This is a genomic window from Paraburkholderia yinzeri, assembly GCF_046581065.1.
Taxonomy (GTDB): domain Bacteria; phylum Pseudomonadota; class Gammaproteobacteria; order Burkholderiales; family Burkholderiaceae; genus Paraburkholderia.
In genome coordinates, this window is the sequence record NZ_JBFOCJ010000003.1 from 1,060,912 (window position 1) to 1,083,220 (window position 22,309).

21 protein-coding genes are annotated in these 22,309 nt (G+C 64.2%); 8 read left to right on the plus strand and 13 right to left on the minus strand.

What is annotated here, in order from left to right; translation table 11 throughout:
- The first annotated feature begins 28 nt into the window (after positions 1 to 28).
- Complete coding sequence (locus tag WJ542_RS31590) at positions 29 to 1,879, plus strand: acyl-CoA dehydrogenase (protein WP_411193453.1); 1,851 nt, start codon at positions 29 to 31, stop codon at positions 1,877 to 1,879.
- A gap of 19 nt (positions 1,880 to 1,898) precedes the next feature.
- Here the strand turns inward: WJ542_RS31590 and WJ542_RS31595 are convergent, their stop codons facing one another.
- The 3 genes from WJ542_RS31595 to WJ542_RS31605 all read right to left on the minus strand — a co-directional run bounded on the left by WJ542_RS31595 (position 1,899) and on the right by WJ542_RS31605 (position 3,206).
- Positions 1,899 to 2,096 (minus strand): hypothetical protein, encoded by a 198-nt coding sequence (locus WJ542_RS31595; protein ID WP_411193454.1) that lies wholly within the window; start codon positions 2,094 to 2,096, stop codon positions 1,899 to 1,901.
- 64 nt (positions 2,097 to 2,160) lie between these two features.
- On the minus strand, positions 2,161 to 2,346 hold the full coding sequence (locus tag WJ542_RS31600) for a hypothetical protein (protein ID WP_411193455.1): 186 nt from the start codon (positions 2,344 to 2,346) through the stop codon (positions 2,161 to 2,163).
- Between the two features lie 533 nt (positions 2,347 to 2,879).
- Positions 2,880 to 3,206 (minus strand): hypothetical protein, encoded by a 327-nt coding sequence (locus WJ542_RS31605; RefSeq protein ID WP_411193456.1) that lies wholly within the window; start codon positions 3,204 to 3,206, stop codon positions 2,880 to 2,882.
- 40 nt (positions 3,207 to 3,246) lie between these two features.
- Between WJ542_RS31605 and WJ542_RS31610 the strand changes: the two genes are divergently transcribed.
- The gene (locus tag WJ542_RS31610; protein ID WP_411193457.1) at positions 3,247 to 4,188 is read left to right on the plus strand and encodes a M23 family metallopeptidase; all 942 of its coding nucleotides are present in this window, start codon (positions 3,247 to 3,249) and stop codon (positions 4,186 to 4,188) included.
- 66 nt (positions 4,189 to 4,254) lie between these two features.
- Positions 4,255 to 4,653: a VOC family protein gene (locus tag WJ542_RS31615; RefSeq protein ID WP_411193458.1), complete on the plus strand. Its 399-nt coding sequence runs from the start codon at positions 4,255 to 4,257 to the stop codon at positions 4,651 to 4,653.
- 357 nt (positions 4,654 to 5,010) lie between these two features.
- Here WJ542_RS31615 and WJ542_RS31620 read toward each other — a convergent pair whose 3' ends face one another.
- Positions 5,011 to 5,250 carry a DUF4148 domain-containing protein gene (locus WJ542_RS31620; protein ID WP_411193459.1) on the minus strand — a complete coding sequence of 80 codons (240 nt, stop codon included), beginning with the start codon at positions 5,248 to 5,250 and terminating at the stop codon, positions 5,011 to 5,013.
- Positions 5,251 to 5,483: 233 nt separating this feature from the next.
- Positions 5,484 to 6,350 (minus strand): helix-turn-helix transcriptional regulator, encoded by an 867-nt coding sequence (locus tag WJ542_RS31625; RefSeq protein WP_411193460.1) that lies wholly within the window; start codon positions 6,348 to 6,350, stop codon positions 5,484 to 5,486.
- Between the two features lie 207 nt (positions 6,351 to 6,557).
- Here WJ542_RS31625 and WJ542_RS31630 point away from each other — a divergent pair, with 207 nt between their 5' ends.
- Together WJ542_RS31630 and WJ542_RS31635 are read left to right on the plus strand one after the other, a co-directional pair.
- Entirely contained in the window at positions 6,558 to 7,451 is an 894-nt protein-coding gene (locus tag WJ542_RS31630) for an NmrA family NAD(P)-binding protein (protein WP_411193461.1), read from the plus strand.
- Between the two features lie 209 nt (positions 7,452 to 7,660).
- On the plus strand, positions 7,661 to 8,389 hold the full coding sequence (locus WJ542_RS31635) for a DeoR family transcriptional regulator (RefSeq protein ID WP_411193462.1): 729 nt from the start codon (positions 7,661 to 7,663) through the stop codon (positions 8,387 to 8,389).
- Positions 8,390 to 8,474: 85 nt separating this feature from the next.
- Here the strand turns inward: WJ542_RS31635 and WJ542_RS31640 are convergent, their stop codons facing one another.
- From WJ542_RS31640 to deoC, 8 genes are all read right to left on the minus strand, one after another.
- A complete protein-coding gene (locus WJ542_RS31640) occupies positions 8,475 to 9,515 on the minus strand; it encodes an ABC transporter permease (protein ID WP_411193463.1) in 1,041 nt (346 codons plus the stop codon).
- Positions 9,516 to 9,543: 28 nt separating this feature from the next.
- A complete protein-coding gene (locus WJ542_RS31645; protein WP_411193464.1) occupies positions 9,544 to 11,064 on the minus strand; it encodes a sugar ABC transporter ATP-binding protein in 1,521 nt (506 codons plus the stop codon).
- Positions 11,065 to 11,131: 67 nt separating this feature from the next.
- The gene (locus tag WJ542_RS31650) at positions 11,132 to 12,136 is read right to left on the minus strand and encodes an autoinducer 2 ABC transporter substrate-binding protein (RefSeq protein ID WP_411193465.1); all 1,005 of its coding nucleotides are present in this window, start codon (positions 12,134 to 12,136) and stop codon (positions 11,132 to 11,134) included.
- Positions 12,137 to 12,231: 95 nt separating this feature from the next.
- Positions 12,232 to 13,269: an ABC transporter permease gene (locus tag WJ542_RS31655; RefSeq protein ID WP_411193466.1), complete on the minus strand. Its 1,038-nt coding sequence runs from the start codon at positions 13,267 to 13,269 to the stop codon at positions 12,232 to 12,234.
- Positions 13,270 to 13,302: 33 nt separating this feature from the next.
- Complete coding sequence (rbsK, locus tag WJ542_RS31660; protein WP_411193467.1) at positions 13,303 to 14,241, minus strand: ribokinase; 939 nt, start codon at positions 14,239 to 14,241, stop codon at positions 13,303 to 13,305.
- Positions 14,238 to 14,717, minus strand: coding sequence for an RbsD/FucU family protein (locus WJ542_RS31665; RefSeq protein ID WP_027794928.1), 480 nt, complete (start codon positions 14,715 to 14,717; stop codon positions 14,238 to 14,240). Before WJ542_RS31665 ends, rbsK begins: the two co-directional genes overlap by 4 nt.
- 49 nt (positions 14,718 to 14,766) lie before the next feature.
- A complete protein-coding gene (locus WJ542_RS31670; RefSeq protein WP_411193468.1) occupies positions 14,767 to 17,157 on the minus strand; it encodes an aldehyde dehydrogenase family protein in 2,391 nt (796 codons plus the stop codon).
- A 13-nt stretch (positions 17,158 to 17,170) separates the two neighbouring features.
- The gene (deoC, locus tag WJ542_RS31675) at positions 17,171 to 18,169 is read right to left on the minus strand and encodes a deoxyribose-phosphate aldolase (protein ID WP_411193469.1); all 999 of its coding nucleotides are present in this window, start codon (positions 18,167 to 18,169) and stop codon (positions 17,171 to 17,173) included.
- 627 nt (positions 18,170 to 18,796) lie between these two features.
- Between deoC and WJ542_RS31680 the strand changes: the two genes are divergently transcribed.
- From WJ542_RS31680 to WJ542_RS31690, 3 genes are all read left to right on the plus strand, one after another.
- The gene (locus WJ542_RS31680) at positions 18,797 to 20,083 is read left to right on the plus strand and encodes a porin (protein ID WP_411193470.1); all 1,287 of its coding nucleotides are present in this window, start codon (positions 18,797 to 18,799) and stop codon (positions 20,081 to 20,083) included.
- Positions 20,084 to 20,321: 238 nt separating this feature from the next.
- Positions 20,322 to 21,527, plus strand: a complete 1,206-nt coding sequence (locus WJ542_RS31685; protein WP_411193471.1) for a porin — start codon at positions 20,322 to 20,324, stop codon at positions 21,525 to 21,527.
- 317 nt (positions 21,528 to 21,844) lie between these two features.
- Positions 21,845 to 22,222 carry a hypothetical protein gene (locus tag WJ542_RS31690; protein WP_411193473.1) on the plus strand — a complete coding sequence of 126 codons (378 nt, stop codon included), beginning with the start codon at positions 21,845 to 21,847 and terminating at the stop codon, positions 22,220 to 22,222.
- Positions 22,223 to 22,309 lie beyond the last annotated feature (87 nt).

Sequence of the window (22,309 nt, forward strand, 5' to 3'; positions counted from 1 at the left end):
GAACCGATTATTTTTGCGAGCGTGCGCCATGTCGCTGATCTTTTCCCGCCGTGACCTGAATTTCCTGCTCTACGAATGGCTGGACGTCGAAAGCCTCACGCGCATCCCGCGCTACGCGGATCATTCGCGCGAGACCTTCGACGCCGCGCTCGACACCTGCGAAAAAATCGCCACCGATCTGTTCGCCCCTCACAACAAGAAGAACGACCAGCACGAACCGCATTTCGACGGCGAGACCGTCACGATCATCCCCGAAGTGAAAACCGCGCTGAAGGCGTTCTGCGAGGCGGGCCTGATGGCGGCCGGCCAGGATTACGAATACGGCGGCATGCAGTTGCCGGTCGTCGTCGAGAAAGCGGGCTTCGCCTGGTTCAAGGCGGCCAACGTGGGTACGAGTGCCTACCCGTTCCTCACGATCGGCAATGCCAACCTCCTGCTGGCCCACGGCAGCCAGAAGCAGATCGACACTTTCGTGCGCCCCGAGCTCGAAGGCCGCTACTTCGGCACCATGTGCCTTTCCGAGCCGCAAGCGGGCTCCTCGCTCTCGGACGTCGCGACACGCGCCGAATACGAGGGCGAATCGCCGCTCGGTGCGCAATACCGCCTGCGCGGCAACAAGATGTGGATCTCGGGCGGCGAGCACGAGCTCTCGGAAAATATCGTGCATCTGGTGCTGGCGAAGATCCCCGGCCCGGACGGCAAGTTGATCCCCGGCGTAAAAGGCATTTCGCTCTTCGTCGTACCGAAGTACCTCGTCAACGAGGACGGCTCGCGCGGCGAGCACAATGACGTCGTGCTTGCGGGCCTCAATCACAAGATGGGCTATCGCGGCACGACCAACTGCCTGCTGAATTTCGGCGAAGGCACGAAGTACACGCCGGGCGGCCGTGCAGGCGCGATCGGCTATCTCGTGGGCAAGCCGCACCAGGGCCTCGCCTGCATGTTCCATATGATGAATGAGGCGCGCGTGGGCGTGGGACTCGGCGCGACGATGCTGGGCTACACCGGCTACCTGCATGCGCTCGACTATGCGCGCAACCGCCCGCAGGGGCGGCCGCTCGGCGCCGGCGGCAAAGATCCGGCGTCGCCGCAGGTCAAGCTCATGGAGCACGCGGACGTGCGCCGCATGCTGCTTGCGCAGAAAAGCTACGTGGAGGGCGCGCTCGCCCTCAATCTCTACTGCGCGAAGCTCATCGACGAAGCGCAGGCAATAGTCGACGACACCGAACGCGCGCCGTACACGTTGCTGCTCGACCTGCTCACGCCGATTGCGAAAAGCTGGCCGTCGCAGTGGTGCCTCGCGGCCAACGACCTCGCGATCCAGATTCACGGCGGCTATGGCTACACGCGCGAGTACAACGTCGAACAGTTCTACCGCGACAACCGTCTCAATCCGATCCACGAAGGCACGCACGGTATCCAGGGACTCGACCTGCTTGGCCGCAAGGTGGTCATCGAGAACGGCGCGGCGTTGAAGTTGTTCGTGCAGCGCGTGCAGGCCACGCTCGACCGCGCCCGCTCAGGCGGAAAGGCGACCGAAGCCGCGCATGCGCAAGCGCTCGATGCCGCACTGCGCCGCCTCGTCGAGGTCACGCAGACGCTGTGGTCGGCAGGCGACGTCACGGTGACGCTCGCCAATGCTTCGGTGTACCTGGAAGCCTTCGGCCACGTCGCGATAGCATGGATCTGGCTCGAACAGGCACTGGCGGCGCGCGCCGCACTCATGCAGACTAGCGCACCGGACGCGGACTTCTATCGCGGCAAGCTCGCAGCCGCGCAGTATTTCTTCGCATGGGAGCTGCCGAAGACCGCGCCGCAATTCGATCTGCTCGCGACGCTCGACCGTACGACGCTGGATATGCAGGACACGTGGTTCTGATGCCCCACGTCGAATGCGATCAGAGACTGTCGAGCAAAAAATAGACACCGACGAATACGCCCATCGAAAACGTGGCACACCCGACAGCACAGGCAAAATCCATGAGGTTGCTGTTGTTCTGTCGAATGAACCCGGTCGCGGCACGGGCCGGTTTCGTAGCGACCATTGCAGCACCCAGGAAATCGGTGGCCTTGATCTTCGTATCGAGGTAGTTCATGAGATTGGAAATTTGAAGCAGTAGATACGGGCTCACGGATATTCCCCGGTCCAGTCAAAGGACGTTACCGGCCGTTGCACGCAACGAAGTAGCCGATCAGAAAAGGCACGAAGAGCAGCGTGCCGCAAAGCAGCGCGGCGCCCTGAACGAGGCGGTCCGTGGGTTTTACGGCAAGCGAGCTTTCCGGCACGATCTGCGCGGCAGCACGACGAAGCAGACGCAACGTATCAAGCAGTGAACGTGGGCTCATGGCATTTCTCCGGCAAGGTTGTTTTCGAGACGGATGTCAGAATAGGCTTACGTTCACGCCAGAAACACCGAACTAGTCCTATAAGTGCACGGGCTGCGGCGGCCTGCCGCACTCATTCCCGCTTCCAGTTTCAGGATGCCTGCCCATAGCAAAGCCGCGGAACTGCCGCAGCGAAGCATCCGCGCAATATCCCGATAAAGTCCTATGTCGGCAGCAGGCCGGGCTGGCTATCCTGATGTCTGTCTCGTATTAACCGTGTCCGTCGAATGCTCCCTGTGCATTCGCCCATGCTGAGTTTCGGATCTCTCGGGCAGAGCATGTATCCGCACCCGCGTACGAGTACCGCGGCGACCTGGCGAACGATCAACGTGCCTCCAACGCTTTTCGGCCAGTTCGATCGCCACGTGCTGTTTCCGGCCCGCTACACGTCCGGCCGTTCATGCCGTCAACCCGTTGCTTTAACCGCGAGATCCCGACGTGATTTGTTCAAGCTCATCCCTTGTCCGGCAGCAGCCGATTGCCACCGCGACCGATCATTCCCTGACGATCAGGCGCAAGACAATCCCTCGCACTATCGCTTTGGCAGCCTTGTGCATCGTTGCGACAGTTGCTCCGGGAGCCGCGTCGGCCGCGGCTGCATTCGACGCGTTCAGCCAGGCTACGGGATTTGCCCAGCCGCGCCTCGTCGCGCAAAGCACGTTGCCGGTCACACGGCCGACCGATTTCATCAAGAACGCCTGGTCATCGTTACCAGGCAGCGGTGGTGTATGCACCGGACCGGTTACCCGATGGTCCAATGACAGGCCGGCATTCGGCCCAGTCTCTTCAATCCCGGCATCCAGGATGCCGATATCGCCCAACGAGCACGCTGCCGATGCGCTTTGCTCGGTCCTGGAGTCGATGCGCCTGCTCGCGAACCGTGGTGTATCCAACGGGGGACATCAATGGTCCGGCCGCGTGACACCGCTGGGCGGCGCGAGTGCGTTCACGCAAACAACGGAAACGACGACGCCCAGCAGCGCCATAGGTTCTGGAGTGCTTAACAATGCTGGCCGGGCAGGCGGTGTTCCGGTTGACTCAACGCTACGCGCATCACTCGCGCAGGCCGGCTTTCCCGCCGAAGTCGCCGCGCAGATTAGTCGGATTTTCGGCCATCGCGTCGACGTCGACGCACGTGCGCAGGCGGGCGACATGTACAGGATCGTGATGGACACGCCAGACGGCCCAGCGGAGCCGCGCATCGAAGCCATCGAAGTGAGAAGCCAGGGACAGACGTACGACGCGTTATGGTTTGCCGCTCCGGGTGCGGCTCACGGCGCGTACTACACGCCCGAAGGCATGCCACTTGCCGACAACCGGTTCGCGATGCCGCTTGACTATCGCCGCATCAGTTCGCCATTCGGCATGCGCGAGCATCCTGTGTACGGCGAACTGCGCTTTCATAAGGGCGTCGATCTGACTGCACCGGTTGGCACGCCAATTTACGCGGCCGCAGCCGGTACCGTCGAGATGGCAACCGACAGGCTGGGCTACGGCAAACATATCGTGCTGCATCACGCCGATGGCTATTCGACCTACTACGGGCATCTATCGGCGTACGCGAGCAAGCTCAAACCTGGGCAACGCGTCGAGCAAAGCCAGTTGATCGGCTATGTCGGCCGCACGGGAACCACAACCGGACCGCATCTGCACTTCGAAACGCGCATCAACGACCGGCCGGTCGACCCGCTGACGCTGACGTCGTCCGAATTCGTCGCCCCCCTGTCCGGCCCCGTACGGGAAGCATTTAACGCCCGCGCCGGAACCGCGCGCATGAGTCTCGCGATGCGCACTGCCGGTTGAGCGTCCCGATGGTGCGATAGCCGGCGATAGAATGGGGATTACTCCCTCTACCCTCGCTCGCACCCCATGCAACTGCTCGACCATGTATCGATCGGCGTGCCCGATCTCGACGCCGCCCGGCCGTTCTACGACGCCATCATGGGCGCATTGGACGCCGCGAAGGTCTATGACCGCCCACAAGCCTTGGGCTACGGCGAACGCTGCTCGCAGGGCGACACGGCGTCCACGTGTCTTGCCGTCTATCTCGACGCGAGCGCCATCGGCACGAACAAGCGGCACTGGTGCTTCAAGGCCGCGACGCGCGCCCAGGTGGATGCGTTCTTCGCCGCGGGACTCGCGAACGGCGGCCGCTCCGACGGCGAGCCCGGGCTGCGCCCGCATTATCACGCCGCTTATTACGCAGCTTTCCTGTTCGACCCTGCGGGCAATCGCGTCGAGGCGGTGTGCCACGCCGCCGCGCATTAACCCGCGCGCGCAGCCTCGACGCCGCGTACCGCTCACACGAGGCGAGCGCCTCCATCGACGCGCGGCACCTCGTTCGTGATGAATCCGCCCGATGCGCCCCTCACTTTCAGGATCGCTCACGAGCCGAAGAACGGCTGGCAGAAGTCCGGCGGCCCGACGCAATCTCCCGGACCGTTCGGCTGCGGATTCAGGTTTGCGCATCCGGACATGGCAGCCACTGCCGCAACGCAAACTGCCGCGCGCAAGACATAAGTGACGATACGTGATTTCATGAAATCGAATCTCGGGTTAACGGCCGCAATGCGGGTTCCGTTGCAACACGCGGCCGCCTGGCCACAACGGATGCAAACGTCGCGCTCAGTGGTGCGCGTAGATCGTCTTGTTGAGCATCTGAAGCTGCCCGTCGCGCTCGGCCCGCACAAGCTGCTGGTACACCTGCGCCCGCGTCAGCGGGCCGTTGCTCGTTACGGTAGCCGCGGCCTGCTGCACCGTATCGGCCTGCCCGGCAACCGGCGTACTGGGCACGCCCTGTGCCTGCGCGAGGGCGGACATCGACAGCGTCAGCGCAGCACATACTCCATTCCAGCGTGTTCTCATTTCACTCTCCTCTACGGCCAGCCGGCCGCGCCATGGATCAATCCGTCGGCCTTGCGGCACCGGTCCGAATCGCGTTACATCTCGTAAGGCAAGGATAGAGGGGCGCACTTCGCGCGAAATCCGCAGCAAAATGAAGAAATGTTTAATGGAGCGACGGAGGAGAAGGGGGATCCGGCGGCTCGACCGAAGGGGTGAAAGGCGGCTTCGCGGTCCGGGCAAGCCGGTGGCAGCGCCTACTTCGAATTCCTGACGATTTCTCGCGGCGTCAAACCCAGCAGACGATTCATCCAGTGCGCCATATGGCTCTGATGCGCGAACCCCGCTTCCAGGGCGATCTGGCTCAGGCTCAATTCGCCCTCCACCAGAAGCGCTCGCGCGCGTTCGACGCGACGGCGCACGATGTACTGATGCACCGGCAAGCCCAGCGTTTCGCGAAAGAGCACCTTGAAATGCGGCACGCTCATATCCACGAGCGCGGCCAGTTCGTCGAGCGTGAGCCGCTGATCGAGGCAGGCTTCGATGTAATCGGTGACGCGCGCCGCCGCGCGCGCGCCAAGCATGGAACGCCGGCCACGGGATAGCGATGCGCCGTCGAGCAGTCGCACCACGATCGCCGTGCCTATGCTCTGGGCGAAAAGCGGGTCCGAGACCTCGCCGGCTTCCAGTTCGGCCTGCAACGTCCAGGCGAGATACTGCAGACGAGGATCCCGCAGTTGCAAACGCGGCCAGATCTGCGCGCCAGCGCGGCGGCCGTCCAGTTGCTCCGCGATGGTACGGACAAAAGGCTCCTCGAACCAGATGCGCAGAATAGTGCAGTCCGCATCGTCGGTCCAGACGCCGTCGAGGCCGGCCGGCACGACGTCGGCATCGCCGTGCGCCTGAAGGCGCGCGACGTGCCGGCCGTCGCACGCACAGTTGGCCCGCACGGGCGAGCCCACATGCACCCCGATGCGGTGATGATCCGCCGCGGGAATACGATGCTGCCCCGCCGAAATGGCCAGCAGCTCGGCGCCGAATCCTTGCCAGCCCAGTCTGGAACTGGAACGCAGGCTCGTGCGAGCGCCCGCTTCCCGGTTCGAATCTGCCGTCCGCGCGTCCATGCTGCCTCCGGTCCCGTACAAAGCCGGCGGCTACGGTGCCGCTGCGCCTGCGGCCAGTCTAATGATCCCTCGCGGCTACCGCAACGAAACGCGAAAGCGGCGCGCGTCACGCGCCATCCTTCCGTGCGCGATTTCATCCGTTCCTGCGCGCCGCACCGATCCCGCGTCTCTATGATCCACTCACACCACGTCAGCAAGGATCGAATCATGTTCGTCATCTTCGGAGCATCGGGCCGTGCGGGATATGCGAGCGCGAGCGCATTGCGCAAAACCGGCCAGCGTGTGCGCGCCGTCGTGCGCCACACGCATCAAGGCGACCGTCTCGCGGCGCTGGGCTGTGAAATCGCTCTCGCCGATCTGAGAGACGCTACATCGGTCGCAGCGGCGCTTGAGGGCGCCGGCGCCGTACAAATGCTCTGCCCCGTCCCGGAAGGCGATACGCAGCCCGAAACGACGATGCGCCAGATGATCGACGCCGCAGCCGGCGCACTGCGCGCCAACCCGCCCCCGGTCGTCCTCGCCATCTCGGACTATGGTGCGGAACTCCCCCTGAACACCGGCATTACGGGCCTCTATCACTACCTCGAACAACGGCTGATGCACGTCGCGCCGCACCTGACCCTTCTTCGTTCGGCGGAACATATGCAGAACTGGGCAAGAATTTTGCCGGCCGCGCTGGCATCCGGCATTCTGCCGAGTCTGCATCACCCGCTCACGCGTGCGATCCCGACCGTCTCGGCCGAGGACGTGGGCACGGTCGCGGCCGGGCTGCTGCTCGATGCGCCACGCGCCAAACCGCTACGCATCGTGAGCATCGAGGGGCCCCGACGCGTCAGCGTGAACGAAATCGCTGCGACGCTGAGCGAACTCGGCGGACAGTCGATCAGGGCACAAACGTTGCCGCGCGAAGCATGGACACCCACGCTGCTGCGTGCGGGACTCAGCGAAAATCACGCGCGCCTCATTACCGACCTTTATGACGTCTACAACACCGGCAAGATCGACGTCGAAAGCGACCGCAGCGAGCGCCGCTTCGGCACGACGGAACTACGCACCGTGCTCGCTTCGCTCCTGTCCAGACTGCCGCGTGCATCGCAGTAGGGTTCGTTCGCACAACCAGGCCCACACCTCCCCCTCGCGCGCAGACGTTCTGCAACGTCTGCGCGTTCACACGACTATCGGCAAGTCGTCCGGCTTGTTATAATTCGATCAAGCGTACGAAACAAATCTAACGCCGCACGAAACTGCGACGGAACAGCAACGAAACTGCGGCAAAGCCGTCCGAGGCGGGCGCCGCGTTCACCCCGCACATGGCCAAAACGAACCGGCTGCAGGCGCTTGCCGACGCGCTCGCCAAACACAACGTCATGCATCTGCGCGATGCGGCTTCGTTGCTTGGCGTCTCCGAAATGACGGTGCGGCGCGATATTGCCGCCAATCCCGAGCGATTCACCTACCTCGGCGGCTACATCGTGAGCGCCGCGGACGTGCCTAATGCCGTCGGCTACTCGCTGGAGTCGGAGAAGGACCATTTCGCGCCGGCCAAGGCCCAGGCGTCGGCGCATGCGGCACGGCTCATCGCCGAAAACGACACCATCTTCATCGATTGCGGCACCACGCTAGCCGCGCTCGCGCGCCTCATTCCCTCGCATCTGCAGATCACGGCCGTGTGCTACTCGCTAAACGTTGCGGAGGTGCTGCGCCGCATGCACAACGTGCGCATGATTCTGATGGGCGGGGTTTATGTGCCGTCGTCGGATTCGTTTTCCGGCGAGGAGAGTCTGGAGATGTTGCGCCGCATGGGCATCAACAAGGCGTTCATTTCGGCGGGCGGCATGGACGTCACGCGCGGCGTGACCTGCTGGAACTTTCACGAAGTGGCGATCAAGCAGGCCGCCATGGCAAGCGCGGTCGAGCGCCATCTGGTCGTCGACACGAGCAAGTACGGCGTGGTGAAGGCCTGGCGCTTTTCGCAGATGAACGACTTCGACTCCATCATCACCGAGAAGGGCGAAGAGCCGCGCAAGCGTAGCGCCTGAGCCGCTGCCCGTCTGTCCCCTCTGCCTCCGCTGCACCTCTCTACCGGCCGTGACCGGCATCCTTGCCGGCCAGCCGCGCGGCGTCTCAGCCGCGGCGGCGCAAGGCGAACAGCGTGCCGGCCACGAGAATGAATGCGCCGATAATCACCTTTTGCCAGGTGCTGGGCACGCCCACGAGAATCAGCACGTTGTTGATGAGCGTCACCAGCGCGACGCCCATCAGCGTGCCGACCACGGTGCCGCTGCCGCCCGTGATGCGCGCGCCGCCCAGAATCACGGCGGCGATCACGTCGAGCTCCGAACCCACCAGATCGAACGGATTGGCGAGCCGGTTGTTCGACACATGCAGAATACCCGCCACGCCAGCGAGAAATCCCGTATAGCCGAATACGAAGAGCCGGATCGCGCGCAGGTTGAAGCCCAGCCGCTCCGCTATCGCCGGACTGCCGCCCATCGCGTACACGCCGCGCCCCATCATCGTGCGATTCAGCAGCCACCAGGTGAGGACGGCGCCCGCCAGGAGCGCGAGCACCGACATCGGCAGCACGGCGTCCAGCCCGTCGACCGTGCGGTACGCCATGAGCGGAATGCGGCCGAAATGGTCCATGCTGTGCGGGATGTTCATGAAGAACGTCGTGCCCACGAAGGTCAGCAGAATCCCGCGATACAGATACTGCGTGCCGATCGTCACGATCAGCGAGGGCGCCTGCAGCCGGTGCACGATGACGCCGTTGATCAGGCCGAGCAGGATGCCGCCTAGCGCACCCGTCAGCAGGATCAGCACGAACGGCTCATCGGGCCACCAGGCGAACACGGCTTTCGTGATCGCGTACATCGTGAGCGCGCCGATGGCCGTAAACGACACGTCGATGCCGCCCGAAGCCAGCACGACGAGCGTGCCGAGCGCGAAGAGCGAGGTGGTGGTGGCCGAGTGGAGCAGGTCGAAGAGCGTCGCCCACTGCAGAAAGCGCGGATTGATCGAGGCGACGACCACGCAGGTGATCACGATCAGCGCGGCCGTGAACCACTCGGGATTGCGCGCGAGCTTTGCGCGCCAGTTGAGCGAGGGCGCCTCGCGCGCCACTTCGACGGTATCGGAAGAACTCATGGTCTGATTGATGCTCATACGGGTTCCTGCCACGGTAACGCGGGTTTCATGCGGCTTCGGCGAGGAGCGCGCGATAGAGCTGGGCTTCGGTCAGGCTCTCGGCACGGTGTTCCTCGGCAACGCGTCCTTTTCGCATCATCAGCACGCGGTCGCAGTTCTGCAGCAGTTCCGGCAGGTCGTCGCTCACGAGCAGGATGCCGATGCCACGCTGCGCGAGACCTTGCATGATGCGATAGATGATGTCCTTCGACCCCACGTCCACGCCCACGGTCGGCCCGTGCAGGATCAGCACGTGCGGGTCGATGGCAAGCCACCGGCCGATCAGTACGCGCTGCTGGTTGCCGCCCGAAAGCGATTGCACGGCCTTGTCCACGTTCGGCGTGGCGATCTGCAACTCCTTCACCGTGTCCTCGGCCATGGCGCGGGCGCGCGCGCGGTCGACCTGGCCGAAGCGGTCGCGCAGGCTCCCGATCATCGCCGTGATCACGTTGTCGCGTATCGACTTGTCGAGAAAGAGGCCTTCGTTCAGGCGGTCTTCGGGCACGTAGCCGATGCGCTCGCGCTTCGCGTCGCCAGGCGTGGCGAGCCTGACCGGGCGGCCATCCAGCACGATGCTGCCGCTGTCGGCCGGCGCGACGCCCGCCAGCGCGCGCGCCAGTTCGTTGCGGCCCGAATCGAGCAGGCCCGTGATGCCGAGTATCTCGCCGCGATGCAGCGAAAACGAGACGTCGCGAAACTGTCCCGTCCGCCCGAGGCCGCGCACGTCGAGCAGCACTTCGCCCGCGGGTGCATCGACGCGATAGCGGTCCAGCGACAACTGGCGCCCCGTCATCATTTCGCTGAGCTGCGCCTTGGTGTAATTGGCGATCGGTCCCTGCGCGACTTTCTGGCCGTCGCGCAGCACGATCACCTCGCCGCCGATCGCATAGCATTCGTCGAGCTTGTGACTCACGAACAGCACCGTCACGCCGTTGGCACGCAACTGGCCGAGCACGGCGATCAGGTTGGTCACTTCCTTTTGCGTGAGCGACGTGGTGGGCTCGTCCATGATGACGAACTTCGCCTCGCTCGCAATGGCGCGCGCGATCGCCACGAGCTGGCGCGTCGCGAGCGGCAACTGCTCGATGAGGGTCGCCTGAAAATCGGCGTCGCCCGGCAGGCCGACGGCGCCCAATGCGCGCGCCGCCGTGCGCGCGAGCTCGCGGCGATCGAACGTGCGGGCGAGGCGCCCGCCGTGCTCGGCCAGCTCCGTCGTGAGACCCACGTTCTCGGCCACGCTCATGTTCGGTAACAATGAGAGGTCCTGATAAACCGTCTCGATGCCGGCTGCGAGCGATTCGAGCGGCGAAAGCCGCGCGTGACGCTCGCCGTCGATCACGAGCTCGCCCTCGTCGGGCGGCTGCGCGCCGGAAATGATCTTGATGAGCGTGCTCTTGCCGCAGCCGTTCTCGCCGAGCAGGTGATAGATCTGCCCGCGCTCGAACGTGAGCGTGACGCCGCGCAGCGCGTGCACGCCCGTAAAACGCTTGTGCACGCCCAGCACCTGCAATAGCGGTTCTGAAGCCATGTCCTGACTCACCATCGTGACGTTGCCACAGGGCGCGCGACGCCGCGTCGCGCGCCCGCTTCTCCGATCAGAAGTTGTACTGCTTGTAGTTCGACTTGTCGACGCTCACCCAGCCCTGGCCGCGCACGATGATGCCCTTGCCCGGGCCCTTCGTCACCGTGACCTTCTCGTAGCCCGGCAGGCCAAGATTCGCACCGTTCTCCACGGTCTTGCCCTGAAGCAGCATCAACGCGATCTTGTTCATCGCGATACCGGCCAGCTTCGGATCCCAGAAGGCAATACCGTTGATCGCGCCGCTTTCGAGGTACTTGCCGGCCTCGGTCGGCAGACCCGTACCGTAGACGCAGATCTTGCCCTGCAGGCCGGCTTCTTCGACGGCGCGGCCGATACCGATCACGTCGAGCGAGGACGAGCCCTGGAAGCCCTTCAGGTCCGGATGCTTGCGCAGCACTTCCTTCGCCACTTCATAGGCGCGCTCGCCATCGTTGTTGGTTTCGAGGTTGTTCTCGACCAACTCCATCTTCGGATACTTCTTCTTCGCGTTGTCGATGCCGCCATCGGCCCACTGCACCTGCGAGCGGCTGCCGAGCGAACCGACGAGCGTGGCCCATTTGCCTTCGTTGTGCATGCAGGAAGCAAGGCGGTCGTTGAGCGCGGCACCGTAGGCCGAGTTGTCGAACGCCTCGACGTCGACCATCGTGTTCTTCTCGTTGTCGGCCTCGTGCGTGACCACCTTGATGCCGCGATCCATCGCCTTCTTGAGCGCCGGTTCGAGCGTGGGCGGGTCATAAGGCACGACGGCGATCGCGCTCACCTTCTTCGCGATCAGGTCGTCGATGATCTTCAGTTGCTGGGCGGCGTCGGCCTGGCCGGGGCCGGTCTGATAGACCGTGACGCCGGGATTCTGCTGGCCGAACTCCTTCACGCCTTCTTCCATACGATTGAACCAGCTGATGCCGGTCACCTTCACCACGGTCACGATGGTGACGTTGTCGGCCGCGTGCGCCGCGACGGCGAGGCCCGCAGCCAGCGCGCACGCGGTAAGCGCTACGCTGAGTCGTTTGAACTTCATGTCGCATGTCTCCTTTTTTTTCGCTTTCGCCCCGGAAATAATGGCGGCGGGCCTCCGAGGCTCGAGGCCCGCCAGCGTGAACCCTCGCGCCGCCTTCAGCCGGTCGATCGCGGCTTCGCGCCGGGCTGTGCCGATGCAAGGCCGAAGATCGAGCGCACCCGCTCGCCGCCCGCGAACGCGAGCGAAAGCAGAAGCAGGAAACCCCAGGCGCAGTCGCCGAAGAACTGTGAAACGTTCATCAGATTAAACAGGCTGGACAGAAACTGCAGGACCGTGGCCGCGAAGAACACGCAGATGATGCGGCCATATCCGCCTGCGGGATTCACGCCCCCCATCACCGCGATCAGGATCGCGATCAGCAGATACGAGTTACCGTAGTCCCATTTCGCACTCAGCGTGTGCGAGACGCTCACGAGCCCCGCGAGCGAGGCGAGCACGCCGCACATCGTATACGTGGTAATGAGCATGCGGGCGCGCGGAATGCCCGCATAGAACGCGGCGCGCTGATTCGTGCCCATCAGGTACAGACGCAGACCGAAAGGCGTGCGCCTGAGCAGCCACCCGAGCAGCACGACGACGGCGACGAAGAGGATGAGCGATATCGGTACCTGGAAGAACGTACCGTTGCTGATGTCGGCAAGCGGCTCGACGTAGTCGACGTGCACCGAAGCGCCATTGCTGAGCGCCACCGCGAAACCCGTGAAGAGCAGTTGCGTACCGAGCGTGCAGAGAATCGGCGTGAGCGAGAGCCGCGCGATCACGATGCCGTTGAGCAGCCCGCCGATCAGCCCCATGCCGAGGACAATCGCGCAGAAAAGCGCGGTGTAGAGCACCGGCGAATCGTCGCCGCTCACGAGCTTCGGCACCACGAGCGCCGCGATCATGCCCGAGAGGTTCGCGAGGCCCACACCCGAGAGGTCGATGCCGCCGTTGCCGGAAAGCATCGAGAGCATGATGCCGAGCGCGAGCAGCGCGATCTCGGGCAACTGCGCGCCCATCGACTGCAGATTGTCGATGCCGACGAAGAGGCCGTGCGAGAGCCAGATCGCCACGAGCACGACGACCAGGTTCACGACCAGCAGAAAGTTCAACTGCCGGTCGCCGAACCACCTTGCGAGTAAAGATGACTTCATGAGACGTCGTCCTTTGCCATGACCTGGGTGGCGTCAGTGCGCCGCGGCCGGCGTGCGGGAGAGCAGCGCGTCGACTTCCTCGCGCGTGGGCATCGAAGGCGCCGTGCCCGGCCGCGTCACGGAAATGCCCGCCAGCGCGCAACCAAAACGGGTGGCCTCCAGCGGCGCGTCGCCGCGCGCCAGCGCCGCCGCAAAGCCGCCCGTGAAGCCGTCGCCGGCCCCGGCCGTTTCCACCACCGCGCCGCAACGGAACGCCGGCAGCAGTACCGATTTCCCGCGTGTGTGAAAGAGCGCGCCCGCTTCGCCCAGCGTCACGATCACGGCGCCCGCGCCCTTCTGCAGCAGGACGTCGGCAGCACGGCGCGCGGCGGCGGCGTCACGGATCTCGATGCCGGTCAACGCGGTCGCTTCGGTTTCGTTCGGCGTCACGTAATCGCAGAGCGGAAAGATGTCGTCGGGCAGCGACATCGCGGGAGCCGGGTTGAACACCGTTTTTACGCCGTGCCGGCGCGCGAGTTCGAGCCCGCGCCGCGCCGCCGCCAGCGGCTGCTCCAGTTGTGTGACGAATACCTGCGAGGCGGCGATATCGGCCTCGATCGCGTCCGCGTCGGCAGCCTCCATCGTGCCCGCGGCACCCGCCGCGACGATGATGGCATTCATGCCGGTCGTTTCGTCCACGAAGATGTGGGCCGCGCCCGTCGCCGCGTGATCCACGGCCTTCGCGCGCGCCGTGATGCCCTCGTCCGCCCAGGTCTTGCGCGCGATCTCGCCGAACGCGTCGTTGCCGAGCCGCGTGCAGAACACCACCTGCGCGCCGGCGCGCGCCGCCGCGACGGCCTGGTTCGAACCCTTGCCGCCCGGTCCCATGGCAAATGCCGATCCTGCGATGGTCTCGCCGATCAGCGGCATGCGGCTCGCGCGAAACGCGAGGTCGGTCACGTAAATGCCGAGAATGACGACGCGCCCGCTCATTTGCCCGGCTCCGTCGCACCTGGCGCATCCGGTGCGAGCAGCACACCCTTCGTGAAAATGAAGCAGCCATAGCCGCGCGCCTCGCCGGAGGCGATCACGCAATAGGCCCCGCGGGCGCGGGCGTAGAACGCGTGGCGCTCGATCGGCGCGAACGGCACGGGCCGGCCTTCGGCGACATCGACTTCGGCCTGCGCCTCGCGCTGCACTGCCGGAATGGCATGGGGCTCGCCCACCACTTCCATGCGCATGGCGGGTGCTTCGACGAAGGTGTCGAGCGGCAGCACGGAGAGGATGGCGCGCACGGCACGCGGCGCGTCGGCGCCGTCGATGCGCAGCAGCTTGCCGAGCACCGTTGCGCGGGCAACGGAATCGGCGGGAAAGTTCGCGTCGCAGACGACGAGTTCGTCGCCGTGCCCCATCGCGCGCAGCGCGTGCAGCACGTCGGCGTTCAGCAGCGGGTCTAGATTCTTCAGCATGTTGTCTCCTCCGATTCAGGCGTTACGGCTTTCTTCGTTTCGAAGCCGCTCAATCGCCGTACGGTATCCAGATGTTCTTCACCTGTACTGCATGCCGCAAGAACGGCAATCCTGCGCTCGTGCGGTCGAACCAGTCAACCTGCCGGCCGTAATCGACAAACGTGCGCTTCAGGTTGCCGACCGACTCGCGCTCCACCAGCGTCGAATCGGCCGCCTGCCCGAAGCACCAGAGCGCGTCCACGTCGTCGTGCTTCGCGAGTGCCGGCAGCAGCGCCGCGCGCTCGCCGGTCAGGATGTTGAGCGCGCCCGCCGGCACGTCCGACGTTTCGACCACCTGATAAAAGTCCGTGGCCGCGAGCGGCGATGCCTCGCTCGCCAGCACGACCACGCGATTGCCCATCGCGAGCGCCGGTGCGGCCAGCGAAACGAGCGCGAGCAACGGAGCTTCGTCAGGACAAACAATGCCGACCACGCCAAGCGGCTCATGCATCGCGAGCGCCACGCCGCGCAGCGGCGGCGTGTGCACGGCGCCGTCGTATTTGTCGGCCCAGGCGGCGTAGTAGAAGAGGCGCTCGATGGACATCTCCACTTCGCGCGCCGCCGAACGCACGTCGTACCCCGCCCGGCGCGCGAGCTGGTACGCGAACTCTTCGGCCCGCGCGCTCAGATTCTCCGCGAGGTAGTAGAGCACCTGGGCACGGCCGTGCGTGCTCATCTGCGTCCACTTGAGCGCCCCGCGCGCCGCCGCGACCGCATCGCGCACGTCCTTGCGGCTGCCCGCGCCCACCTCGCCCGCCCAGTCGCCGTCCGGCGTATAGACCGTGTGCGAGTAGCCGCTATCGGGGCGAACCTGCTTGCCGCCGATGAAGAGTTTCGCCGTGCGGTCGAGCCGCTCCACCGCAGCCGTTCCGCGCGTGCCGCTGCCCGCTGCGGGACGCGGCGCAGGCGCCGCGCGCAGCGGCAGCTTGCTCCAGCCCGCGGGCTTCAGATACTCGAATACGCCTTCGCGCCCGCCCTCGCGGCCGAAACCGGACTCGCGATAGCCGCCAAAACCCACACCCGCGTCGAACAGGTTCGTCGCGTTGATCCAGACGACGCCGCAGGCCAGACGCGGCGCGATGTCCAGCGCGCGGCCGATGGTCTCGCTCCAGACGCTCGCCGCCAGCCCGTAGCGCGAGTTGTTCGCGAGCGCTACGGCCTCGTCGGGCGTGCGAAAACTCATGGCCGCGAGCACGGGTCCGAAAATCTCTTCCTGGGCCAGAGTGGACGCCGGCCCGATGCCCGTAACGAGCGTGGGCGGGTAGAAGCAGCCGCCCGCAGGCAGTGCGACCCCTTCGGGCTGCCAAACGTCGCAGCCTTCGCGCCGCCCTGCCTCGACGAGCGTTTCGATCCGCTCGAGCTGCACCGGATCGACGATCGCGCCAATATCGATGCCCTTGTCGAGCGAGGTTCCCACGCGCAGCGTCGCCATGCGGCGCTTGAGTTTCGCGAGGAACCGCTCTTCAATGCCTTCCTGCACGAGCAGGCGCGAGCCGGCACAGCACACCTGCCCCTGGTTGAACCAGATTGCGTCCACGACGCCTTCCACCGCGCCGTCCAGGTCCGCGTCGTCGAAGACGATGAACGGCGACTTGCCGCCAAGCTCCAGCGTGAGCGATTTGCCCGAGCCCGCGGTAACGGAGCGGATCTGCCGCCCCACCTCGGTCGAGCCCGTGAACGCGATCTTGTCGACGTCCGGGTGCTCGACGAGCGCGGCGCCGGTACGGCCGTCGCCCGTCACGACGTTGAGGACGCCCTTCGGCAGGCCGGCGCGGTGCGCGAGCTCGGCGAAGAGCAGCGCCGTGAGCGGCGTGTATTCGGCGGGCTTGAGCACCACGCAGTTGCCGAGCGCGATGGCGGGCGCCACTTTCCACGCGAGCATCAGCAGCGGGAAATTCCAGGGCACGATCTGCCCGATCACGCCCAGCGGCGACCACTCGCGAAATTCGCTGTCCTGCAGCTGCGCCCATCCCGCGTGATGCAGAAAGTGACGCGCCACGAGCGGCACGTCGATGTCGCGCGTCTCGCGAATCGGCTTGCCGTTGTCGAGGGCTTCGAGCACGGCAAAAAGCCGGCTGTGGCGCTGAACCATGCGCGAGAGCGCATAGAGGTGCCGTGCGCGGCCCGCGCCGCCCAGCGCCTGCCATTCGGGCTGCGCGGCGCGCGCCGCGGCAACGGCTGCGTCCACGTCCGCCGCGTCGCCTTGGGCGATGCTCGCCAGCACTTCGCCCGTCGCCGGCTCGCGCGCCTCGAAGCGCGCGCCGCCGGCGCTCTCGCGCCATGCGCCGTCAATGAAGTGCCCGAACGACGCGTCGTGCTGCGCAAGCCAGGCGCGCACAGGCTGATCGTCCTCGGGGGCGGGACCGTAATCCATCGATCGAAAATACTCGGCTACGCTCATCGGTGTTGTCTGCTCAGGCTACGGGGTGACGGTTGAAGGCGGAGTAGCGTCCGCTCACGTGATGTTCGAGCTGGCGCTCGATGTCGGCGAGCAGGCTCGACGCGCCGAAGCGGAAGAGATCGGGTTCGAGCCAGGGCCGCCCCAGCTCCTCTTTCATGAGGATCTGATAGGCGAGCGCCGTCTTCGCGTTCGAGACGCCCCCAGCAGGCTTGAAGCCCACCAGCGCGCCCGTCCGCTCGCGATACTCGCGGATCATGCGCACCATCACGAGCGACACGTCGAGCGTCGCGTTGGTGCCTTCCTTGCCGGTCGACGTCTTGATGAAGTCGGCACCGGCCATCATGCACACCATCGAGGCCTTCGCGACGTTCGAGAGCACGCCGATGTCGCCCGTGGCGAGAATCGCCTTCAGGTGAGCGTCGCCGCACGCCGCGCGGAACTCGCGCACCTCGTTGTAAAGCGCGCGCCAGTTGCCGGTAAGCACATGCTCGCGCGTGACGACGATGTCGATTTCGTCCGCCCCATCCGCCACCGAAGCCTCGATCTCCCGGAGCTTGAGCTCGTGGGGGTTCAGGCCGGCCGGAAACCCGGTCGAGACGGCGGCGACGGGAATGCCGCTGCCCGCCAGCGCGTCCACGGCGGCTGCCACAAAGCGGTGATAGACGCACACCGCGCCCGTCGTAATGCTATTGGGCGTCATGCCGAGCGCTTCGAGCAGATCGGCGCGCACCGGGTGGCGCGCCTTCATGCACAGGCGCCGCACGCGGCCTTCGGTGTCGTCGCCATTGAGCGTCGTGAGGTCGATGCAGGTCACGGCCTTCAGCAGCCACGCGGCTTGCGCGTCCTTCTTTACGGTGCGGCGCGTGCCCAGGGTGGCGGTACGCCGCTCGACGGCGGCGAGATTGACACGCAGGGGCTCGACCCACGCGGCGTCGAACGGTACGCCGACATTGCGCGCCATGTGCGCAGGTTGCCCGGCAGGCGCCCCCCGCAACACGACAAGAGAGTTCATTGAGACGTCTGACATAGGCTGGAGTGCGAATTTGTGCAATGCACATCAAACCGTGCTGGTTTACTTGCATTCATCCTATACCGATGAAACGATCGTGACAACTGTCGTTACAATCATATCGAATCAGGACGGCATGCTGCGTGCCTCGTCATAGCGCCCTTCTTGCCGGGCGTCACGGAGTTCCGGCTGATAAATCCCTAACATAAGTTGCCCCGATCGCTCCGAATCTGCCGTTCCAGAGACGTCACGCCGGTCGGTCGGGATGGGTCAAGGTTGCGGCAACCGTATCCGGTCATGCTGTTGCCGCCGCAAGCAAAAAGCGCGCAAAGGTTTGCGCCACCGGCCCGACAAGCCCTTTACGTCCCTCTTACGGAAACGTTTCCAGGGCCCTGTTGTTACATATCAGAAATATGACAATGTAGAAGTGACACAACGCAAATTCAGAAAAACTGAATTTCAGTCGATTTCATCTGCTTACCAGTGAAAGCCCTGGCTATATTTCACGTCGCCGAAGGTTCTCCCCGGCGCGGACAGCCGAACCACGCGATTCGTTCAGTCCAACCACTAATAAATAGTCCTCAGCAATTCTCTCACTCAGCCACACTCAAAACGAGGAGCATCGTTTCCATGAACAAGAAGTACCTGATAGCAGCCCTGGCCCTGGGCCCGATCGCAGGCGTCGCGCACGCCGACGACAGCAATAGCGTGACGCTGTACGGCATTCTGGACGTCGCGGTTGGCGTGGTCGAGCATAGCGCAAACGGCAGCGCCACGTTCCCGGCTACCGTGAACCCGGTCAACAAGGTCAGCACGGCTTTCAAGAACCCGGTCTGGGGCATGTTCAACGGCGGTATTTCGGATTCGCGCTGGGGTATCCGCGGAAACGAAAACCTCGGCGGCGGAATGAGCGCGTTCTTCGACCTCGAATCGGGGATCAACGTGCCAACCGGCAGCATCAACAACGCTGCAGGCTCGCTCGCCGGCCAGAACAACACGGTCGGTGTGGCCTCGGCACTCAGCGGCCAGCTGTTTAACCGTGGCGCCTACGTTGGCTTGAAGCAGGATCAATACGGTGCGATCTCGCTTGGCCGCACGACGACGCTCGGTTACGACACCATCACCAACTACGACCCGATGTTCGCGGCGCAGCTGTTCTCGCCCCTCGGCTTTTCGGGTTCGTATTCGGCAGGCGGCATTACGGAAGGCTCGCGGACGGATAACAACATCAAGTACGTGAACCATTACGGGCCGTTTAATTTCGGCCTTTCGTACAGCTTCGGCGGCATCGCCGGCAAGTTCGGCGACGGCTCGACCTTCGGCGCGAACCTCGGTTATGAAGCCTACGGCATGGGCTTTCAGGCAACGTACTACCAGGCGCGCGATGCTCTCCACTCTGGTGGCCTGACCGGCGCGAATGCGGCAAACAGCGCCGCGCTCGGCCTGAACGTCGGTTCGCTCACGCTCACCAACGACGAAGACTTCATGGTCGCCGCGAAGTATTCGTATGGTCCGTTCACCGTCAAGGGCGGCTACGAGCACTACATCCTCAGTGCGCCGAGCGATCCGGACGTTCCGGGCTCGACGGTTTCGTACTTCGGCTACTCGGGTACGGTATCGAACCAGGGCTTCACGTCGGTCAACAACGTGTACTTCTTCGGCGGCGACTACAAGATCACGCCGGCGTTTGACGTGGCAGTTGGCTTCTATGACACGCAGCAGATGGGCAATGCCAACCAGTACGGCGGCAACCAGCTGCAATACTCGGTTCTGGCTGACTACCACCTGAGCCACCGCACCGACGTGTATGCCGGTTACATGTTCTCGAAGTACAACGGCGCCGAGTTCAGCAACTGGACGAACCACTACCAGACGAACAACTACATCGCTGCAGGTGGCCTCCGCACGATTTTCTGATGTAAATGACCCGGCGGGTCGTGGCGATAAAACAACAAGGGCGTGCGCAGCATGGGCGTGCACGCCCCGCCCGCCGGGGCAATCGAGCGATTTCGTTTCTTGAAATTCAGTATTTCCGGTCCTAGAATTTGACCAACCAGGGCATCTACGGATAATCCCGCTGAATTCGGCTCGCCGGGCGGGCCGCAATTTCATGAAGCTCTCACTGACAACCGCAACTCACTATAAAGATCCGTCAATGAAAAAAATCGCTCTCGCCGCAGCTGCGCTGGCGTCTTTCGCAGCAACTGCAGCCCATGCACAAAGCAGCGTCACGATCTACGGCGCGCTCGACGACTCGATCGCGTATTTCAGCCATCAGAAGGGTGCCGACGGCAAGTCGGGCGGCACGTGGCAACTCTCGCCGGGTAACCTCTCGCCGAACCTCTGGGGCCTGAAGGGCACGGAAGATCTGGGTAGCGGCCTCTCGGCAATCTTCAAGATCGAAAGCGGCTTCAATGTCAATACCGGTGCGAGCGGTCAGGGCGACCGTCTGTTCGGTCGCCAGGCTTATGTCGGCCTTGATTCGAACCAGGGCGGTACCTTCACCCTGGGTCGCCAGTACGACCCGCTGATCGACCTGATCCAGCCGCTCACCAACGACGGTGCGTTCGGTCCGACGTTCGCCACCCCGGGCGACATGGACAACTACGATAACAGCTATCGTACGAACAACTCGGTCAAGTACACGAGCCCGAACTTCGCCGGCCTGCAGATCGGCGCAATGTACGCGTTCGGCGGCGTGCCTGGCAGCACCGGCGCGGGTCAGACGATCGCTGTGGCGGCTGCGTACAACCATGGTCCGCTCGGCCTCGGCGCTGGCTACTTCCGCGCGAACAACGCCGGCGGCAACTCGACGTTTGATACGTTCAACTCGGGTGCAGGCGTTTCTGGCGCCCAGTTCGATTCGCAGGCGATCACTGGCGGCTTCCGCGGCGCCAACTCGCAGCAGATCATCCGTGCTGCCGGCGACTACGTGTTTGGCCCGGTCACGTTCGGCATCGCGTACAGCAACGTCGAATACGCAAACTACGGCTTTACGAACAGCACCGGTGCGAACGTTCAAGGCACCAGCCGTTTCAACACCGGACAGGCATTCCTGAACTATCAGGTCACGCCGGCTGCGATCCTCGGTGTCGGTTACGACTACACGAAGGGCTATGGCAACGGTGTCAACGCTGCCTACAGCCAGGTCAGCCTCGGCGGCGACTACTTCCTGTCCAAGCGTACCGACGTCTACGTGCTCGCAGGCTACCAGCACGCATCGGGCAACACGGTGGCTTACAACTCGACCAGTGGCCTCACTACTCTGACGACGGCCACGGCCTCGATGGGCGACTTCGGCAACGACGCAGTGGGCAACAACCAGACCATGGCAATGGTCGGTATCCGCCACAAGTTCTGATCGTTCCCGATCGCCACGAACGGCGAATGCCATGCGTTACGGCGCGGGCATTCGCCGTTTTTTCATCCAGCCCATACCTTCCTTGCGCCACATGAAACCCCTTTCATGTAATTAGCGCTTCTCGAACTCCCTCCGCACTACATCTCCCCGCTGGCCCCCGCCTCGCAAGGCACCCAGAAGAAAAGTTTTTGAAAGAAATTGAAGGATTTTTGTTATTTATTAAATAATTATTCATTTTCAGCGCACGACATCTTAAAACACTGACATCAAGTGCCCGTCGATAATCCTTGCAGTTTCAGGACTGCAAGGAATGGCGAATGTCCAAGCCGATGTCGGTTGAACTCGTCAACGAGTACGGCGAGCACGCGGTCTGCGTGAATGTGAACGGCAATGCGGCGCTGCTCGATGCGGCGGATGTCGACGGCCTGATCGAAGAACTCGGGAAGCTGCGCGCACAAATGCGTCCGGCAGTGCCCGAGCAGCTATTGCGCACGCATCAGTACGTGATCGAAATGGACCCGAGCTGGTACACCGAGCGCAACCCGCTCTTCGACGGCACCGTGGTGTTCTTCCGCCACACGGGGCTCGGCTGGGCGGGATTCGCGATCCCCACGGAAAGCATGCAACGGCTCAAGTCGGCGATCGAGGCGCAGGAGGCGGCAGCCGTTCAGGATCCGCACGCTTTGCCGAACTAGGCCGGCGCACGAGGCACGATGGGACGCGAGCGCAGCCCGGACAGGTGCGGCGAGTTCCCAGCTTGCTGCTCGATCTCGCATTTGCCT

What these genes read in the sequence shown, in the direction of transcription:
- WJ542_RS31590 (WP_411193453.1), top strand. Translation starts at nt 29, where the DNA reads ATGTCGCTGATCTTTTCCCGCCGTGACCTGAATTTCCTGCTCTACGAA.
- WJ542_RS31595 (WP_411193454.1), bottom strand. Translation starts at nt 2,096, where the DNA reads ATGAACTACCTCGATACGAAGATCAAGGCCACCGATTTCCTGGGTGCT.
- WJ542_RS31600 (WP_411193455.1), bottom strand. Translation starts at nt 2,346, where the DNA reads ATGAGCCCACGTTCACTGCTTGATACGTTGCGTCTGCTTCGTCGTGCT.
- WJ542_RS31610 (WP_411193457.1), top strand. Translation starts at nt 3,247, where the DNA reads ATGCGCCTGCTCGCGAACCGTGGTGTATCCAACGGGGGACATCAATGG.
- WJ542_RS31615 (WP_411193458.1), top strand. Translation starts at nt 4,255, where the DNA reads ATGCAACTGCTCGACCATGTATCGATCGGCGTGCCCGATCTCGACGCC.
- WJ542_RS31620 (WP_411193459.1), bottom strand. Translation starts at nt 5,250, where the DNA reads ATGAGAACACGCTGGAATGGAGTATGTGCTGCGCTGACGCTGTCGATG.
- WJ542_RS31625 (WP_411193460.1), bottom strand. Translation starts at nt 6,350, where the DNA reads ATGGACGCGCGGACGGCAGATTCGAACCGGGAAGCGGGCGCTCGCACG.
- WJ542_RS31630 (WP_411193461.1), top strand. Translation starts at nt 6,558, where the DNA reads ATGTTCGTCATCTTCGGAGCATCGGGCCGTGCGGGATATGCGAGCGCG.
- WJ542_RS31635 (WP_411193462.1), top strand. Translation starts at nt 7,661, where the DNA reads ATGGCCAAAACGAACCGGCTGCAGGCGCTTGCCGACGCGCTCGCCAAA.
- WJ542_RS31640 (WP_411193463.1), bottom strand. Translation starts at nt 9,515, where the DNA reads ATGAGCATCAATCAGACCATGAGTTCTTCCGATACCGTCGAAGTGGCG.
- WJ542_RS31645 (WP_411193464.1), bottom strand. Translation starts at nt 11,064, where the DNA reads ATGGCTTCAGAACCGCTATTGCAGGTGCTGGGCGTGCACAAGCGTTTT.
- WJ542_RS31650 (WP_411193465.1), bottom strand. Translation starts at nt 12,136, where the DNA reads ATGAAGTTCAAACGACTCAGCGTAGCGCTTACCGCGTGCGCGCTGGCT.
- WJ542_RS31655 (WP_411193466.1), bottom strand. Translation starts at nt 13,269, where the DNA reads ATGAAGTCATCTTTACTCGCAAGGTGGTTCGGCGACCGGCAGTTGAAC.
- rbsK (WP_411193467.1), bottom strand. Translation starts at nt 14,241, where the DNA reads ATGAGCGGGCGCGTCGTCATTCTCGGCATTTACGTGACCGACCTCGCG.
- WJ542_RS31665 (WP_027794928.1), bottom strand. Translation starts at nt 14,717, where the DNA reads ATGCTGAAGAATCTAGACCCGCTGCTGAACGCCGACGTGCTGCACGCG.
- WJ542_RS31670 (WP_411193468.1), bottom strand. Translation starts at nt 17,157, where the DNA reads ATGAGCGTAGCCGAGTATTTTCGATCGATGGATTACGGTCCCGCCCCC.
- deoC (WP_411193469.1), bottom strand. Translation starts at nt 18,169, where the DNA reads ATGAACTCTCTTGTCGTGTTGCGGGGGGCGCCTGCCGGGCAACCTGCG.
- WJ542_RS31680 (WP_411193470.1), top strand. Translation starts at nt 18,797, where the DNA reads ATGAACAAGAAGTACCTGATAGCAGCCCTGGCCCTGGGCCCGATCGCA.
- WJ542_RS31685 (WP_411193471.1), top strand. Translation starts at nt 20,322, where the DNA reads ATGAAAAAAATCGCTCTCGCCGCAGCTGCGCTGGCGTCTTTCGCAGCA.
- WJ542_RS31690 (WP_411193473.1), top strand. Translation starts at nt 21,845, where the DNA reads ATGTCCAAGCCGATGTCGGTTGAACTCGTCAACGAGTACGGCGAGCAC.